19 protein-coding genes are annotated in these 16,266 nt (G+C 60.8%); 14 read left to right on the forward strand and 5 right to left on the reverse strand.

Annotation, left to right across the window (positions count from 1 at the left end):
* The first annotated feature begins 37 nt into the window (after nucleotides 1–37).
* Nucleotides 38–1,783, forward strand: coding sequence for a cation:proton antiporter (locus FHT82_RS19085; RefSeq protein WP_183734270.1), 1,746 nt, complete (start codon nucleotides 38–40; stop codon nucleotides 1,781–1,783).
* A gap of 132 nt (nucleotides 1,784–1,915) precedes the next feature.
* Here the strand turns inward: FHT82_RS19085 and FHT82_RS19090 are convergent, their stop codons facing one another.
* Nucleotides 1,916–2,218 (reverse strand): hypothetical protein, encoded by a 303-nt coding sequence (locus FHT82_RS19090; RefSeq protein ID WP_183734272.1) that lies wholly within the window; start codon nucleotides 2,216–2,218, stop codon nucleotides 1,916–1,918.
* A 200-nt stretch (nucleotides 2,219–2,418) separates the two neighbouring features.
* Between FHT82_RS19090 and FHT82_RS19095 the strand changes: the two genes are divergently transcribed.
* Nucleotides 2,419–3,009, forward strand: a complete 591-nt coding sequence (locus tag FHT82_RS19095) for a YqaA family protein (RefSeq protein WP_183734273.1) — start codon at nucleotides 2,419–2,421, stop codon at nucleotides 3,007–3,009.
* Nucleotides 3,010–3,031: 22 nt separating this feature from the next.
* Entirely contained in the window at nucleotides 3,032–3,547 is a 516-nt protein-coding gene (locus FHT82_RS19100; RefSeq protein ID WP_183734274.1) for a disulfide bond formation protein B, read from the forward strand.
* 72 nt (nucleotides 3,548–3,619) lie between these two features.
* On the opposite strand, the gene FHT82_RS19105 is transcribed toward FHT82_RS19100, so the two are convergent.
* Entirely contained in the window at nucleotides 3,620–4,177 is a 558-nt protein-coding gene (locus FHT82_RS19105; protein WP_113299070.1) for an HNH endonuclease, read from the reverse strand.
* A 112-nt stretch (nucleotides 4,178–4,289) separates the two neighbouring features.
* Complete coding sequence (locus FHT82_RS19110; RefSeq protein ID WP_183734275.1) at nucleotides 4,290–4,976, reverse strand: DNA-3-methyladenine glycosylase 2 family protein; 687 nt, start codon at nucleotides 4,974–4,976, stop codon at nucleotides 4,290–4,292.
* On the opposite strand from FHT82_RS19110, the gene gluQRS reads away from it, so the two are divergent.
* Nucleotides 4,975–5,856 carry a tRNA glutamyl-Q(34) synthetase GluQRS gene (gluQRS, locus tag FHT82_RS19115; protein ID WP_183734276.1) on the forward strand — a complete coding sequence of 294 codons (882 nt, stop codon included), beginning with the start codon at nucleotides 4,975–4,977 and terminating at the stop codon, nucleotides 5,854–5,856. The two genes, FHT82_RS19110 and gluQRS, sit on opposite strands and share 2 nt — an antisense overlap.
* Here gluQRS and FHT82_RS19120 read toward each other — a convergent pair.
* On the reverse strand, nucleotides 5,821–6,792 hold the full coding sequence (locus tag FHT82_RS19120) for a YihY/virulence factor BrkB family protein (RefSeq protein WP_183734277.1): 972 nt from the start codon (nucleotides 6,790–6,792) through the stop codon (nucleotides 5,821–5,823). The two genes, gluQRS and FHT82_RS19120, sit on opposite strands and share 36 nt — an antisense overlap.
* Before the next feature lie 68 nt (nucleotides 6,793–6,860).
* Here FHT82_RS19120 and FHT82_RS19125 point away from each other — a divergent pair, with 68 nt between their 5' ends.
* From FHT82_RS19125 to FHT82_RS19155, 7 genes are all read left to right on the forward strand, one after another.
* On the forward strand, nucleotides 6,861–7,694 hold the full coding sequence (locus tag FHT82_RS19125) for an SDR family oxidoreductase (RefSeq protein WP_183734278.1): 834 nt from the start codon (nucleotides 6,861–6,863) through the stop codon (nucleotides 7,692–7,694).
* An 18-nt stretch (nucleotides 7,695–7,712) separates the two neighbouring features.
* A complete protein-coding gene (locus FHT82_RS19130; RefSeq protein ID WP_183734279.1) occupies nucleotides 7,713–7,916 on the forward strand; it encodes a twin transmembrane helix small protein in 204 nt (67 codons plus the stop codon).
* 14 nt (nucleotides 7,917–7,930) lie between these two features.
* On the forward strand, nucleotides 7,931–8,509 hold the full coding sequence (locus tag FHT82_RS19135) for a cob(I)yrinic acid a,c-diamide adenosyltransferase (protein ID WP_183734280.1): 579 nt from the start codon (nucleotides 7,931–7,933) through the stop codon (nucleotides 8,507–8,509).
* A gap of 37 nt (nucleotides 8,510–8,546) precedes the next feature.
* Nucleotides 8,547–9,332, forward strand: coding sequence for a rhomboid family intramembrane serine protease (locus tag FHT82_RS19140; RefSeq protein WP_183734281.1), 786 nt, complete (start codon nucleotides 8,547–8,549; stop codon nucleotides 9,330–9,332).
* Nucleotides 9,333–9,515: 183 nt separating this feature from the next.
* On the forward strand, nucleotides 9,516–10,265 hold the full coding sequence (locus FHT82_RS19145) for an electron transfer flavoprotein subunit beta/FixA family protein (RefSeq protein ID WP_183734282.1): 750 nt from the start codon (nucleotides 9,516–9,518) through the stop codon (nucleotides 10,263–10,265).
* Between the two features lie 23 nt (nucleotides 10,266–10,288).
* Entirely contained in the window at nucleotides 10,289–11,218 is a 930-nt protein-coding gene (locus FHT82_RS19150) for an electron transfer flavoprotein subunit alpha/FixB family protein (protein WP_183734283.1), read from the forward strand.
* Nucleotides 11,219–11,364: 146 nt separating this feature from the next.
* A complete protein-coding gene (locus tag FHT82_RS19155; RefSeq protein ID WP_183734284.1) occupies nucleotides 11,365–12,246 on the forward strand; it encodes a 3-hydroxybutyryl-CoA dehydrogenase in 882 nt (293 codons plus the stop codon).
* Between the two features lie 180 nt (nucleotides 12,247–12,426).
* Here FHT82_RS19155 and FHT82_RS19160 read toward each other — a convergent pair whose 3' ends face one another.
* Nucleotides 12,427–13,089 carry a TlpA disulfide reductase family protein gene (locus FHT82_RS19160; protein WP_183734285.1) on the reverse strand — a complete coding sequence of 221 codons (663 nt, stop codon included), beginning with the start codon at nucleotides 13,087–13,089 and terminating at the stop codon, nucleotides 12,427–12,429.
* A 26-nt stretch (nucleotides 13,090–13,115) separates the two neighbouring features.
* Between FHT82_RS19160 and argH the strand changes: the two genes are divergently transcribed.
* The 3 genes from argH (at nucleotide 13,116) to lysA (ending at nucleotide 16,129) form a co-directional block, all read left to right on the forward strand.
* Nucleotides 13,116–14,519 (forward strand): argininosuccinate lyase, encoded by a 1,404-nt coding sequence (argH, locus tag FHT82_RS19165; protein ID WP_183734286.1) that lies wholly within the window; start codon nucleotides 13,116–13,118, stop codon nucleotides 14,517–14,519.
* Between the two features lie 134 nt (nucleotides 14,520–14,653).
* A complete protein-coding gene (locus tag FHT82_RS19170; RefSeq protein ID WP_183734287.1) occupies nucleotides 14,654–14,848 on the forward strand; it encodes a lipoprotein in 195 nt (64 codons plus the stop codon).
* Nucleotides 14,849–14,860: 12 nt separating this feature from the next.
* Nucleotides 14,861–16,129, forward strand: coding sequence for a diaminopimelate decarboxylase (gene lysA, locus FHT82_RS19175; protein ID WP_183734288.1), 1,269 nt, complete (start codon nucleotides 14,861–14,863; stop codon nucleotides 16,127–16,129).
* The last annotated feature ends 137 nt before the right edge of the window (nucleotides 16,130–16,266 follow it).

The following is a 16,266-nucleotide window of genomic DNA, read 5'->3' on the forward strand; positions in this document are numbered from 1 at the left end:
CCTAAAGTGCCGGCCGCGAGGCATTTTGAGAGGGCTGATGCATCAGGAAGCGGGACTCATTGCGACGGTAGCCATAAGCTTCGTCTTTGCGGCGGTTCTTGGCTATTGCGCCGATAGGCTGCGACTGCCGCCACTGGTCGGCTATCTCTTCGCCGGCATTCTCATGGGACCATTCACACCGGGCTTTGTGGCCGACACGGAGCTTGCGAGCCAACTCGCCGAAATGGGTGTGATCCTGCTGATGTTCGGCGTCGGCCTGCACTTCTCCGCATCCGATCTTTTGGCCGTGCGCGGTATCGCCGTACCGGGCGCCATCGGCCAGATCCTGCTTGCCACCCTGCTCGGCGTCGGCCTCGGCGAACTCTGGGGCTGGAGCCTCGGCGCCGGCATCGTCTTCGGCCTCAGCCTTTCGGTCGCCAGCACGGTCGTGCTTCTGAAAGCGCTGGAAGAGCGCAACCTCGTCAATACCGCCGGCGGGCGCGTGGCTGTCGGCTGGTTGATCGTCGAGGATCTCGCCATGGTACTGGCGCTCGTGCTGTTGCCGGCGCTCGCGGAACTTCTGGGCGGGCATGCAAGCGACGCCACCTCGCATGGCCTTGATCTGCCGCTTTCTGCCACCATCGCACTCACCTTGCTGAAAGTCGCATCATTTGCCGCCATGGCGATCTTCCTGGGGCCGCGCATCGTGCCCTGGCTTCTGACGCTGATTGCCCGTACCGGCTCGCGTGAACTCTTCACGCTCACCGTGCTCGCCATCGCGCTCGGCATTGCCTTCGGTTCGGCGGCAATCTTCGGCGTTTCCTTTGCGCTCGGTGCTTTCTTCGCCGGCGTGGTCATGAGCGAATCCCATCTCAGTCATCGCGCCGCCGCCGATTCCCTGCCGCTGCAGAATGCCTTCTCTGTGCTGTTTTTCGTTTCTGTCGGCATGCTCTTCGATCCGTCGATCATTGTGCAGCACCCTCTGGCTGTGATCAGTGCTCTGGCACTGATCATCGTCGGCAAGGCAATCATCTCCTTCGGCATTGTAGCCCTGTTGCGCTATCCGATCGGCATGGGCCTGACGGCAGCCGGCGGCCTTGCCCAGATCGGCGAATTCTCCTTCATCCTCGCCGGTCTCGGCGTTTCGCTCGGGCTCCTGCCGCATGAAGGACAGGATCTGATCCTCGCCGCCGCGATTCTCTCCATCACACTGAACCCGATCGTCATCTTCGTAGCGGAGAAGCTGAACCGCAACATCAAGGTGAAGTGGCCACGCCTCTACGAAAGCTACGGCCGAAGGAACCAGGATGCCCTAGCACGGGAACTGGAAAAGATCAGGGCGCTCGGCGAGGAGCGCGCGCGCCAGCATCATCTGCGGATCCAGCAGTTGGTCGAGACCTTCCCGCTCTTTTCCGAAGCCGACGAGGATGCGCTCGAGGAACTGCTCCTGCTGTTCAACCCCAAACTCGCCTCGCCCGGCGAACGCGTCATCCGCCGCGGAGATCGCGGCGACAGCATGTATTTCATCTCCTCCGGCGCGGTCGAAGTACGGCTGGCAAGCGGAGCAGTGCGGCTGGAGCCCGGTGCCTTCTTCGGCGAAATGGCGCTGCTCAGCGGCGGACGCCGCACGGCCGATGTCATCGCCGTCGATTTCTGCCAGTTCGAAGTGCTGGAGCGGCGCGACTTCAACATGTTCATGTCACGCCATCAGCACCTGCGTGCGATCGTCAGCGAAATGGCACAGAAGCGCACCGAGATGAACGTGATGCGCCAGCAGTGGGAAAAATCCATGGATCTGTCATAAAAAACGCCAAGGCACGCAGGCCGCAGCGCTCAGGCAAGTTCCATCAAGGTAGGATCACTTGTTATCCGGGCAAGCGTCGCTCGTCGGGGCACCGCTGTTCCCACACATCTCACGATCAGCAGGCAGACCTGATCACGCTGTCGCGATGTCGTCCATCTTCGGCCAGTAGAGATCCGAAGTGTAATCGGCCGGAATCGGATCGAGCCTGGAAATCGCCTCGGCGGCAAAATCGATCTGCATGGCAAGATATTTGAGCACGGCCGGCATCGGCGCACCGACGGCAAATTCCATGATCCGTGATCGGCTATAGCCGCTGGCACCAAGGCGCCGCGCCGCCTCGCGGCGAACATCCTCACGATCCGGCCTCCGGCTCTCGGCTTCGCTGTCCTGCTGTTCGGCCACGCCGAGCCCGCCCTCTATTACCCTCAATCGCATGGCATGCCACCCAATATTTCGACTCGTATAAAGCTTGCCGCAGATTCGCCGGATTGCCATCTCGCGAAATCTTGGGAGACATGCCCATGACAGATCACAAAAATTTTTCAACGAGAACGCCCGGAAGCCGCAGGCCGAGCATTTACAGCGTCATGATCGCCCCCTAATGCTTTGTGCATCGCAACAAGGAAAGGAAACGGATGCTCCGCAGACTTTACGACTGGACCATGTCTCTGGCCTCGAAAAAATCGGCCGAAGTCTGGCTCGCCGTCATCGCCTTCGTCGAAAGCTCCGTCTTTCTGGTCCCCGCTGACGTGCTCTTCCTGCCGATGGCGCTCGCCAAGCCCGAGCGCTCCTATCGCTATGCGATCGTTGCCACCATCGCCTCGGTACTCGGCGGCATAGCCGGCTGGGCGCTTGGCTACTACGCTTATGAGACCGTCGCGCGCCCGGTTCTGGAGTTCTATGGAAAGCTCGATCAGTTCGAGCAGATGAAATCCTACGTCACCTACGGGACCATCCTGCTGCTGCTCGTCACCTCGGGTCTGGCGCATCTGCCACCAATCAAGATCGTGACGATCCTGTCCGGCGTCATCCATGTCAGCCTGCCGCTCTTCATCGTTTCGGCGATCATCGCCCGCGGCGCCCGCTTCCTGTTCCTTGCATGGCTGCTGCGCCGTTACGGTGAGCCGATCCGCCATTTCATCGAGAAGCGTCTCGGCCAGATCGTCGGCATCGGCGCGGCGGTCGTGATCGTGCTATATCTAGCCTACCGATACATTGCCCACTGAGCCAACTTCGCGGAGTTCCGCCATGAATGCCACCACCTCGCCGCTTGCCCGCCCGGGCTTCGCTCTCTCGCTGCTGCTTGCCATCGGCATGGCCGTGGTGGTCGGAACGGCCCTCGGCTTCCAGTATATCGGCGGTTACATTCCCTGCGCACTCTGCCTGCTGCAGCGTCAGCCCTATTACTACGGCATTCCGATCGCGATCGTCGGCGCGGTGGCCGCCCTCGTCGGTCTGCCCAACTGGATGACGCGCGCCATCATTCTTGCCGTCGGCATCCTGATGCTCGTCGGCGCAGGCATGGGCGTCTATCACGCCGGCGTGGAATGGCATTTCTGGCCCGGCCCCGCCACCTGCTCGACCACGGCCAGCAGCATGACCACCAATGCCGGCGATCTCCTAGGCGAGCTGAACACGATCAAAGGCCCGTCCTGCACGGATGCAGCACTGCGGGTTCTCGGCCTGTCCTTTGCAGGCTGGAATGTGATTGCGAGCCTGATCCTCGCAGCCTTCGCATTCTGGAGCGTGAAGAAGACAGCGTAAGCGCTTAAAGCAGGTCGCGCAAAAGTGCGCAGCGGTTTTGCGATGACGACTGCATAAACCAAGGACTTTGAATCAGGGCTGCAGCTCGGTATCCCAATAGAGGTAGTCGAGCCAGCTGTCATGCAGATAGTTCGGCGGGAAGAGCCGGCCGTTATTGTGCAGGTCCTGCACAGTCGGCTGGTACGGCTTTTGCGCCGGGAACATGCCTGCCTGCTTCGGAAGCTTGCTGCCCTTGCGCAGATTGCAGGGCGAACAGGCCGCCACGACATTCTCCCAGGTCGTCTCGCCGCCATGAGCGCGCGGGGTGACGTGGTCGAAGGTCAGATCGTCATGAGCGCCGCAATACTGGCACTCGAACCTGTCGCGCAGGAAGACGTTGAAGCGGGTGAAGGCGGGATTGCGGGACGGCTGAACATAAGTCTTGAGGCACACGACACTCGGCAGCCGCATCGAGAAGCTCGGTGAGGAAACCTCGTGCTCATATTCCGCGATGATATTCACACGGTCGAGAAATACCGCCTTGATCGCGTCCTGCCAGGACCAGAGCGACAAGGGATAATAACTCAGCGGCCGGTAGTCAGCGTTCAGAACGAGCGCCGGCAGGGCCTGTGGGGAGACTGCAATCGTCAAGGAGCCCTCCTGGATCGATTCGGCATCTGCACCTGTATATTAGGCCGGTTGTTACAGGATTGTGAAGTCCAATAAATTCAGGGAATAAAGGCGAATCGAGGGACAGTGCCGTTCATCCGATCGGCAACACGTCTCGACGCATTTTTGCGGCGTAATAAGCCCAGAAAAGCCGGGCTGCCACAGAGCGCCAGGGCGACCAGATTTCTGCAAGCCCTGCAAGCACTTTGGCCTGCGGGCGCTCCACGAGACCGAATGCCGCAGCAACCGCTGCCTGGAGGGCCACATCACCCGCCGGAAAAACATCCACATGCCCGCCGCAGAACATCAAATAGACCTCTGCGGTCCATGGCCCGATTCCCTTCTGCGCCGTCAGTTCCGCGAGCGCCTCGGCGGGCGGTTTTTGGACCAGGGCTTGCAGATTGATTCGCCCGGAAGCGACGGCTTGCGCAATCCGCGTCAGCGTGTCGGCCTTGGCACGGGAAAGCCCGAATTCGCGCCAGGCTTCGGGATGAAGCAGTATGTAAGTCTCCGCGCTCAGCGATCCGCTCTCGGGCTGCATCCGCCGCCAGATCGCCTCCGCACTGGCACGCGAGACCATCTGCGAAACGATGATATGGGCAAGGCCGGCAAAACCCGGCTCGCGCAGCCTGAGCGGCACAGGCCCCGCTTCTTTGGCAATCGAAACGAGCCGTGGGTCGAGAACAAGAAGAGCGGCGAGCCCCTCCTCGATATCCTTTTCATTGCTGATGACCTGCACCTTGCCTCGCGATCGCTTCAAATCCGTGCCAGAAGAAAGCATGATCACGACACCGCGTCAAAAACCCGTCTTCCGTTTCGCGCCGAGCCCCAATGGACCTTTGCATCTCGGTCACGCGCTGTCGGCTTTCCTCAACGACGACATGGCAAGAGCCATAGAAGGCCGGCTGCTGCTGCGCATTGAAGACATCGATCTGACGCGCTGTACACCCGAATTCGAAGCCGGCATCTACGCCGATCTCCAATGGCTTGAGATCGAATGGGAGCAGCCGGTGCGCCGCCAGTCGGAACATTTTTCCGAATATCAGGCAGCCCTTCATTCGCTGATCGAACGCGGATTGGTCTACCCTTCCTTCCTGACGCGCGGCGAGGTCAAAACCCGCGTTGCGGCTTACGAGCGGGTAAACCGCCCCTGGCCGCGCGATCCCGACGGCACGCCGCATTATCCCGCTGATGACCGCGACCGCAGCGAGGACGAGCGCGGCACAATGCTGGCCTCCGGCCTGAAACATGCTTGGCGTCTGGACATGCACCGGGCAATGGATCTGGTCGGCGAACCGCTGTTCTGGACGGAAACCGGCGACGAAAGAAAAGGTGAAATCCTGGCCGAACCCGCCGCCTGGGGCGATGTCGTTCTCTCGCGCTCGGATGCGCCCTCCAGCTACCATCTGTCGGTGGTCATCGATGATGCGCTGCAGGGCGTGACCCATGTCGTGCGCGGGCTCGACCTTTTCCACGCCACCTCGGTGCACAGGCTGCTGCAGAGGTTGCTCGACCTGCCGCAACCGGCCTATCACCATCATCGCCTCGTCGTGGACGCAGCTGGCCGGAAGCTTTCCAAAAGCCAGGGCGATACCGGCCTTGCGGACCTGCGTGCGAAGGGACTGTCAGTTGCCGGTATTCGCCGCCTTGTCGGACTTTGAATCGGCAGCGCGGTCACGCCCGACCACCGAGAAGGTTCGCGAGAAATTGCGCAGCACCCGGAACTTCATCAGAGCCGCATTGATCTCTGCGCCGACGATGAAGATGACGCCCACCATGTAGAGGAAGATGAGTGCGATCATGACGGACGCCAGACCGGCATAGGTGGCAGTGTAATTGGCGAAGGTCGCCAGATAATAGGCGAAGATCAGCGCGCCGACGAGCCAGGACAGCAAGGTCAGAAACACGCCGGGAATGACATCGAAGACACGGCGCTTGCCGGCGGGCAGCCAGAGATGGACGACGAGCAGGGCAATGGTGAGCATGACGAGCGTGCCATAGATGCGCCAGCCGAAAACGATTTCGAGTGTGTCGACGATGACGGGCAGCCATTGACGGATCGTCGCAGGAAGCCATTCGAGACTGTCGTTGTGCAGCAGCCAATCGCGCGCATAATCGAGGCCGACAGGAACCGCCACGAGCAGAATGCTGATGGCCGCGACAATAATCACTGCGACAAGGACATAGCCGAGGCTGAAAAGGCGTGTCAGGTACCATGGCCTGGTTTCCTGTACTCGATAGGCACGGTTGAGCGAGATGCGCAGCGCCTCAACGCCGTTCGAAGCAAAATAGGCGGCCGCCAGCACAGAGATCGTGAGAAGCCCGCCACGCGGGATTGTCAGAACTTCGACGAGTTGATCCGAAAGCGGTTTGGCGATGGCCGCCGGCCAAGTGTCGAAGATGAAATGGATCGCGTAATTCGAAAACTGGTCCGCACCAAGAAAATTGGCAAGCGCCGTCCCGAAGATCAGAAAGGGGAAAACCGCAAGCAGGCTGGAAAGCGCCACATGACTTGCCATGGCAAAGCCGTCATCGTCGATGAGGTGGCAGATGGCGTCGTAGACCACGTCATAGAGCGTGCGCAGGGCTTTCGGCATTCGGCTTCCCAATTGTATCCTTCCGGCGAATATGGGAAATGAGTCCCATTTTGTACAGGAATCATTGAATGGCCGACCAGCGCACCATCGTCGTGACCGGATGCTCTTCCGGCATCGGCGCCTATTGCGCGCGCGCCCTGAAGGCGGACGGCTGGCGGGTCTTTGCGACCGTGCGCAAGACCGATGACCTGGCAGCGCTGGAAGCCGAGGGCGTCGAAGCTTTTCTGATGGACTACACGCAACCCGACACAATCTCGGCTCTGGTGGGCGCCGTGACTGAACGCACCAACGGCCGGATCGATGCGCTGTTCAACAACGGTGCCTATGGGCAGCCGGGCGCGGTCGAGGATCTCTCGACGCAGGCGCTGCGCGACCAATTCGAAACCAATGTCTTCGGCTGGCACGAACTGGCCAGGCAGGTCATTCCTTTCATGCGCCGGCGCGGCCAGGGCCGTATCGTGCAGTGTTCCTCGATCCTCGGCCTAGTGCCCTATCGCTATCGCGGCGCCTACACAGCCTCGAAATTCGCGCTCGAAGGCCTGAGCATCACCCTGCGCATGGAATTGCAGGGAAGCGGCATTCACCTCAGCCTGATCGAGCCGGGGCCGATCACCAGCCGCTTCACGGCAAACGCGTTGGCGAAGATCAAAGAACATATAGACCTGGAAAACTCGCCCCATGCCGTCGAGTACCGCCGGCAGCTTGCCCGCCTCGAAGGCTCAGGTCCGGTCAACCGCCACAAACTTGGCCCCGAGGCGGTCTATGCAGTATTGACGCGTGCATTGAACTCGAAAAATCCGAAGCCACATTATCCCGTAACGACTCCGGCCAAGCAGGGCATATTGCTGAAGAGGCTGCTTCCGGCCGACCTCTTCTACCGCCTGATGCGCTGGACGGACTGAAGAAGAAAAGAGATTGCCATGTCCACGGTCACCTATGTCATCGCGATCATCGTCATGGGCTTCGTTGCCCTGGTGCTGATCCGCGGCCTGTTCAACATGATGAAGGGTGGCGATGCGAACCTTTCCAACAAGCTGATGCAGCTTCGCGTGCTGCTGCAGGCGATCGCCGTCATCCTGATCATGCTGACGCTCTGGCTGACCGGCGGCGGACGCCCGAGCTGATCCGAGAGCAGGCAATGGTAAAGCTCAACAAGATCTACACCAGAACCGGCGATAACGGCACGACCGCGCTGGTCTCTGGCCCACGCCGCACCAAGCACGATCTGCGTGTCGAAGCCTACGGCACGATAGACGAAACCAATTCGGCGATCGGCGTCGCAAGATTGCATACGACGGAGCTAGCCGAACTCGACGCCATGCTGGCGCTGATCCAGAATGATCTCTTCGATCTCGGCGCAGATCTCGCCACGCCTGAAACCGGTGAGCCGCCAGCCTACGAGCCGCTGCGTATCGTAGAGAGCCAGGTCATCCGCCTGGAGCAGGATATCGACAGGCTGAACGCCGACCTTGAACCGCTGAAATCCTTCGTTCTTCCGGGCGGCAGCGCCGCGGCCGCCCATCTGCACCTTGCCCGCACGATTGCGCGCCGCGCCGAACGGCTGATGGTAGCGCTTACCCGCAGCGATGGAGAAATCGTGAGTGCCGCGGCACTCCAATACGTCAACCGCCTCTCCGATTTCCTGTTCGTAGCCGCCCGCCATGCAAATAATGATGGCAAGGCGGATGTGCTTTGGGTTCCTGGAAAAAACAGGTAGGTTCGCAGCCATCACGATCGCCCGGGGGCAGGCCTTCATGTTCATACCACTACACGATGCCAATACGCTGAAACACATCAGGGTTCAGTGGGTCACACTCGGCCTGATGGCGGCGAACATCGCCGCCTGGATCTTCACGACATTTGAAAGCGAACAGGCCGCGCAGGCCGCAACCGTTGGCCTCGGTTATATTCCAGCCGTCGTCTTCGGCTATCGGGAGCTGGCGCCGGGACTGGAAATCGTGCCGGAAACGGCAACCTACATCACCTACTCCTTCATCCATACGAGCTTCTGGCATCTTGCCGGCAACATGATCTTCCTCTGGGTCTTCGGCGACAATGTCGAGGATGCGATGGGGCACCTGCGCTTCCTCGTCTTCTACTTCGCCTGCGCTGCGGCCGGCGCCCTTTGCCATGGCCTGCTGATGACGACGTCGGAAGCACCGCTCGTCGGCGCATCGGGTGCGATTTCAGGCGTGGTCGCTGCCTATCTCATGCTGCATCCGCGCGTGCGGGTCTGGGTCCTGGTCTTCTTCCGTGTGCCGTTGCCGCTGCCGGCTTTCATTCCGCTCCTGCTCTGGGTCGGCCAGCAGTTCTTCATGCTGCTGATCGATCCCAACGGCAACGTCTCCTGGGGTGCGCATGTCGGCGGCATCATCGCCGGCGCCCTGCTCGTGCTTGTGCTGCGCCGGCCCGGCGTCCCGCTCTTCGACCGTCAGATCGTCACGCCGCGTGCCGTCCGCGACCAGCCGATCCCCGTCCGCGTCACCGCCTCAGGCATGCCCGTGCCGCCGCGCCTGCCCTGGGGGCGGGACAAGCTTTAATATTGACGTGAACGTAAACGTTAATATATTGCCATTCAAATCGACCGGCCGCGTCACGGAAGCGTTGTATTTGGAGGAAAAACGCGTATCCATGTCGCCATTCGACAATCGGAGCGGCGTCCAAGCGCGCATTTTCCCAGACGTCTCTGTTGAAGGCCCATCTCTGTTCGAAGGAAGGACCCCATGAAAATTCTCGTCCCAGTCAAGCGCGTTGTCGATTACAACGTGAAGATCCGCGTCAAGCCGGATGGATCGGGCGTCGACCTTGCCAACGTCAAGATGTCGATGAACCCGTTCGACGAGATTTCCGTCGAGGAAGCCCTTCGCCTGAAGGAAGCCGGCAAGGCCGAGGAAGTGGTCGTCGTCTCGATCGGCCCCGCCAAGGCCGAGGAAACACTTCGCACGGCGCTCGCCATGGGTGCCGACCGCGCCATCCTTGTCGAGACCGATGACTCCGTCGAACCGCTCACTGTGGCAAAGATCCTCAAGGGTGTTGCCGACGCTGAAAAGCCGGGTCTGATCATCGTCGGCAAGCAGGCGATCGACGATGATTCCAACCAGACCGGCCAGATGCTCGCGGCCCTCCTCGGCTCCGCCCAGGCGACTTTCGCATCCAAGGTCGCGATCGAGGGCGACAGCGCCACCGTCACCCGCGAAATCGACGGCGGCCTGCAGACGATCAAGGTCAAGCTTCCGGCGGTCGTGACGACCGACCTGCGTTTGAACGAGCCGCGCTACGCAACGCTGCCGAACATCATGAAGGCGAAGAAGAAGCCGCTTGACAAGAAGAGCCCGGCTGATTTCGGCGTTTCCACCGCGCCGCGCCTCAAGGTGCTGAAGACGGAAGAACCATCCGGCCGCAAGGCGGGCGTGAAGGTGAAGTCGGTCGCCGAGCTTGTCGACAAGCTCAAGAATGAAGCCGGCGTCCTCTAAGGTTCGAGAAAGGAATTACGACCATGGCCATTCTTCTTCTGGCTGACCACGACAACGCAACCCTTTCCGACCAGACTGCCAAGGCCCTGACGGCTGCGTCTCAGATCGGTGGTGACATCCACGTTCTCGTCGCCGGCAAGGGAGCAAAGGCTGCCGCCGACGCGGCTGCCAAGCTTTCCGGCGTCTCCAAGGTGCTGCTCGCCGAAAGCGACGAGCTCGCCAACAATCTCGCCGAGCCGCTTGGCGACCTGATCGTCTCTATGGCCAGCAGCTACGACACGATCGTCGCCGCTGCGACCTCCACCGGCAAGAATGTCATGCCGCGCGTCGCAGCTCTGCTCGACGTCGCCCAGGTCTCCGAAATCATCGAAGTGGTTTCGCCCGACACCTTCAAGCGCCCGATCTATGCCGGCAACGCGATCCAGACGGTGCAGGCGAGCGACGCCAAAAAGGTCATCACCGTGCGCACCGCTTCCTTCGCCTCCGCTTCCGGGGGCGGCTCGGCTGCCGTTGAAGCAATCCCCGCCGTTTCCGGTCCGGGCCTTTCGAATTTCGTGTCCGACGCGCTGTCGGCCTCCGAGCGTCCGGAACTGACCTCCGCCAAGATCATCATTTCCGGCGGCCGCGCGCTCGGCTCCGCCGAGAAGTTCAAGGAGGTCATCCTGCCGGTCGCCGACAAGCTCGGTGCAGCCGTCGGCGCCTCGCGTGCCGCCGTCGATGCCGGTTACGCCCCTAACGACTGGCAGGTCGGCCAGACCGGCAAGGTCGTCGCCCCGCAGCTCTACATCGCCTGCGGCATCTCCGGCGCCATCCAGCATCTCGCCGGCATGAAGGACTCGAAGGTCATCGTCGCCATCAACAAGGACGAGGAAGCTCCGATCTTCCAGATTGCCGACTATGGACTTGTGGCCGATCTCTTCGACGTCCTGCCGGAGCTCGAAAAAGCCCTCTGATCGGGCAGATTGCCTTCTTTTCGCACTTGCGAATGACTGGAAAATTGTCTTCTATCGGTCTACTACTTTTGCCGGGCGATCTTTCGTCCGGCAATTTCATATAAAAATACCGGCAGCGCGGGGGTGGTGCCGGGCGGGGGTTGGAGATGAGTGCGGTGTTGAAGAATATTGGTATCATCGGTGCGGGTCAGATGGGCTGCGGCATCGCGCATGTTTCGGCCGCCGCAGGATATAAGGTTCACATCTACGATCTCTCTCAGGACCGCATTGAATCCGGCCTTGCCACCATCAACGGCAATTTTGCGCGCCAGGTGACGAATGGCAAGATGACTGACGAAGAGCGCAGCGCGGCGCTTTCGCGCATCACCGGCTCCGCGGATGTCAACGACCTCGCCCCTTCCGATCTCGTCATCGAGGCGGCGACCGAGGATGAAAACGTCAAGCGCAAGATCTACACGCAGGTCTGTCCGGTGCTGAAGCCGGAAGCGATCCTTGCCACCAACACATCTTCACTGTCGATCACCCGGCTCGCGGCGGCGACCGATCGCCCCGAGCGCTTCATGGGCATCCATTTCATGAACCCGGTGCCGGTCATGAAGCTGGTGGAACTGGTACGCGGCATTGCAACGGAAGAGACGACCTTTTCCGCCGCCCGGGAATTCGTCGCGTCGCTGGAAAAGACCGTCACGGTCGCCGAGGATTTCCCGGCCTTCATCGTCAACCGCATCCTGCTGCCGATGATCAATGAAGCGATCTATACGCTTTACGAGGGCGTCGGCACTGTCGATGCCATCGATACCGCCATGAAGCTCGGCGCCAACCATCCGATGGGTCCGCTGCAGCTTGCCGATTTCATCGGCCTCGATACCTGCCTCTCGATCATGCAGGTGCTGCATGACGGTCTCGCCGACAGCAAATACCGCCCCTGCCCGCTGCTGGTGAAATATGTCGAGGCTGGCTGGCTTGGCCGCAAATCCGGCCGCGGCTTCTACGACTATCGTGGCGAAACACCTGTTCCGACGCGCTAAGCTGGCCATAGCCTGAACAGGCGAGTGGAACAAATGCCCGCGACGTGCTTTCCTTGCCGTGAACGGAAGGAAAATGCCATGTCGAGCGAATTGCCGATGTTCCTGCTGCAGTGCTGCGTCCTGATCGGACTTGCAGGCGTTTTCCTCATTCGCGGCGCCGGCGACCCCTGAAGGCCGCTCCTACAAACCTACAGCACCCTTGATCAGCGCCTTGGCGTCCTCGCTGTCCCACGCAGCCGGACCGTTCATGGCGGAGATCAGGCAACCCTTGTCATCCAACAGCAGAGTGACCGGAAGGCCGAAGGCAAGGCCTTCCTTCTTCAAACTGTTGAAGACGCCGATCGTGTTGTCGCGATAGAGCTGCAGCGCATCGACACCGATTTCGCTGAGAAACGCTTTCGGCTTCTCGTCGTCGCCGGTGTCGATATTGACCGGCACGACTTGGAATTTGTCGCTGCCCATTTCCTTCTCCAGCGCATTCAGCGCCGGCATCTCCTCGCGACATGGCACGCACCATGTGGCCCACAGATTGAGAAGCACCGTCTTGCCCGAGAAATGATCGAGCGTCATCGGCTTGCCGTCGGGACCGTTGAAGGCCACGGTTTCAAGCTTCTTCGGCGGGTTGGCAGCGACCATCGCGGCGACCTGACCCTTCATGAGCGGCGTCAGACTGGCGGCGCGCTCCTTCGTCAGCGGGCATTCGGCCGAGGCGGCATCACCGACGCCATTGCCAATGCCCGTCTCCTTCACGTATACCGCTGCCGCACCGGCAACAACGCCTGCAACGGCGGCGATTGCGATCAGTTTCACGGACGGCAGGCCGAAGGGTTTTTTCGTCGTCATTACATTCTCCAGGACGGGCATCTTCCATGGCCGAGGACAACACGGACACCAAATCCTCCAACCAGATGTGGGGCGGACGTTTCGCCTCCGGCCCCGATGCGATCATGGAGGAGATAAATGCCTCGATCGGTTTCGACAAGAAGCTGTTTGCCCAGGATATCCGCGGATCGATCGCCCACGCCACGATGCTTGCTCATCAGGGCATCATTTCGGCTGACGATAAGGACAAGATCGTTCACGGGCTAAACACGATCCTGTCAGAGATCGAAAGCGGCAATTTCGAATTCTCCCGCCAACTCGAAGACATTCACATGAACGTCGAGGCCAGGCTTGCGACCCTGATCGGCCCGGCCGCCGGCCGCCTGCACACGGCCCGCTCGCGCAATGATCAGGTAGCGCTCGACTTCCGCCTCTGGGTGAAAGAAGAGCTGCAGAAAACCGAGGCCATGCTCACCGATCTGATCGCAGCCTTCCTCGATCGTGCCGAAGAACATGCCGACAGCGTCATGCCCGGCTTCACGCATCTGCAGACCGCTCAGCCGGTCACCTTCGGCCATCACTGCATGGCCTATGTGGAAATGTTCGGCCGTGATCGTTCACGTGTGCGCCACGCCATCGAACACCTCGACGAAAGCCCGATCGGTGCGGCAGCGCTCGCCGGCACCGGCTACCCGATCGATCGCCACATGACGGCCAAGGCTCTCGGCTTCCGCGAGCCAACCCGCAACTCGATCGACACGGTTTCCGATCGTGACTTCGCCATCGAATTCCTGGCGATTGCCGCGATCTGCGCCGTGCATCTGTCGCGCCTTGCCGAGGAGATCGTCATCTGGTCGACGCCGCAATTCGGCTTCGTGCGCCTTTCCGACGCCTTCTCCACCGGCTCCTCCATCATGCCGCAGAAGAAGAACCCCGATGCGGCCGAACTGGTGCGCGCCAAGACCGGTCGCATCAACGGCTCGCTGATCGCCCTGCTGACGATCATGAAGGGCCTGCCGCTTGCCTATTCCAAGGACATGCAGGAAGACAAGGAACAGGTCTTCGATGCCGCTGAAAGCCTGGAACTGGCGATTGCCGCCATGACCGGCATGGTACGCGACATGACGATCAACACGATCAGAATGAAAGCGGCCGCCGGCTCCGGTTATTCGACGGCGACCGATCTTGCCGACTGGCTGGTGCGCGAGGCAGGCCTTCCGTTCCGCGACGCCCATCATGTCACCGGCCGTGCCGTCGCACTTGCCGAAAGCAAGAGCTGCGATCTCTCGGAGCTTCCGCTCGCCGATCTGCAGGCGATCAATCCCGGCATCACCGACAAGGTCTATGACGTTCTGACGGTCGAAGCTTCTGTCGCCAGCCGCAAGAGCTTCGGCGGCACGGCGCCATCGGAAGTCAGGAAGCAGATCGCCTATTGGCGCGCCCGCAACTGACGCATATCCCGGCGGACCGGAAACTGGTTCACCGTTCGGAAATGCGCACGGGACGAAGCTTCAATAATCAGGGTGCACAAGGCAGATAAACTTCGCTATGAAGGTGCCAGCCAGTGCCCGATATGAGGATATCCATGCAGACGAGCTTGCCGCATTTCATCCGCCTTACGGTGGTTCTTGCCGTCATCGGCCTTGCCGTTGCCGGATGCGGCCGCAAAGGCGACCTCGATCCGCCGAGCGCCAATGCCACCAAGGGCGGCGATATTTCCAAGCCGACGAAACAACCAGGCTCCGTCGACAAGCCTTTCCTTCTCGATCCCCTTCTCTAAGGCCGGACTCCCGTGAACCATTTCGAGTATCGCGACGGTATTCTCTACGCCGAGAATGTTTCCGTTCCTGAGATCGCCAAGGCGGTCGGCACGCCTTTCTACGTCTATTCGACAGCGACGCTCGAGCGCCATTACCGGGTCTTCGCTGAGGCCTTCTGCGATGTCGATTCCATGGTCTGTTATGCGATGAAGGCCAATTCGAACCAGGCCGTGCTGAAAACGCTCGGCCGGCTCGGCGCCGGTATCGATGTGGTGTCCGAAGGCGAATTGCGCCGCGCGCTGGCCGCCGGCATTCCCGCCGACCGCATCATGTTCTCCGGCGTCGGCAAGACACCGAATGAGATGGATTACGCACTCGAAGCCGGCATCTACTGCTTCAATGTCGAATCCGAACCGGAACTCGAAATCCTCAACCAGCGTGCCACGCGTGCCGGCAAGAAAGCCCCTGTTTCCTTCCGCATCAATCCCGATGTCGATGCCCGTACCCATGCGAAGATTTCGACCGGCAAGAAAGAAAACAAGTTCGGCATCTCCTGGGAACGCGCCCGGACAATCTATGCCCGCGCCGCCAGCCTGCCCGGCATCGAAGTGACCGGCATCGACATGCATATCGGCAGCCAGATCACCGAGCTGCAGCCCTTCGACGATGCCTTCAAGCTGCTGCACGATCTGGTCAACACGCTGCGTGCCGATGGTCATGACATCCACCATGTCGATATCGGCGGCGGTCTCGGCATTCCCTATAAGGACGACAACAATCCGCCGCCTCTGCCGGACGCCTATGCCTCTGTTGTCAAGAACCAGCTTCGCGCCCTCAACTGCAAGATTGTTACCGAGCCCGGCCGCCTGATCGTCGGCAATGCCGGCATCCTCGTCACCGAAGTCATCTATGTGAAGGACGGCGGCGAGAAGACTTTCGTGATCGTCGATGGCGCGATGAACGACCTCATCCGTCCGACCCTCTACGAGGCTTATCATGAGGTCCGTCCCGTGGTGATTTCGGCTGCCAACGCTCCGCGCATCCGCGCCGACGTTGTCGGCCCCGTCTGCGAGACCGGCGACTACCTCGCGCTCGACCGGGAAATGCCGACCCCGAAGCCGGGTGACCTGCTTGCCGTCGGCACGGCCGGCGCCTATGGCGCGGTCCAGGCGGGCACCTATAACAGCCGCCTCCTGGTGCCTGAAGTGCTGGTCAAGGGCGACGAATTCCATGTGATTCGCCCGCGCCGGACCTATTCGGAACTGATCGGTCTCGATTCCGTTCCAGCCTGGCTGGACTAAAAGTCGCAATCACTTTTTGGCGACCGCATACGAAAAACCGGTATTCACAGGCCCTCGCCCTCGCCTTCGCCATAAAGAGTGTTATCCTTTTCCTTCGCGAGCGTATTGCCCAGCAATCGCCGGAAGCGCCCTCTGTT

Origin of the sequence: Rhizobium sp. BK275 (assembly GCF_014193555.1) — a bacterium.
Classification (GTDB): Bacteria; Pseudomonadota; Alphaproteobacteria; order Rhizobiales; family Rhizobiaceae; genus Rhizobium.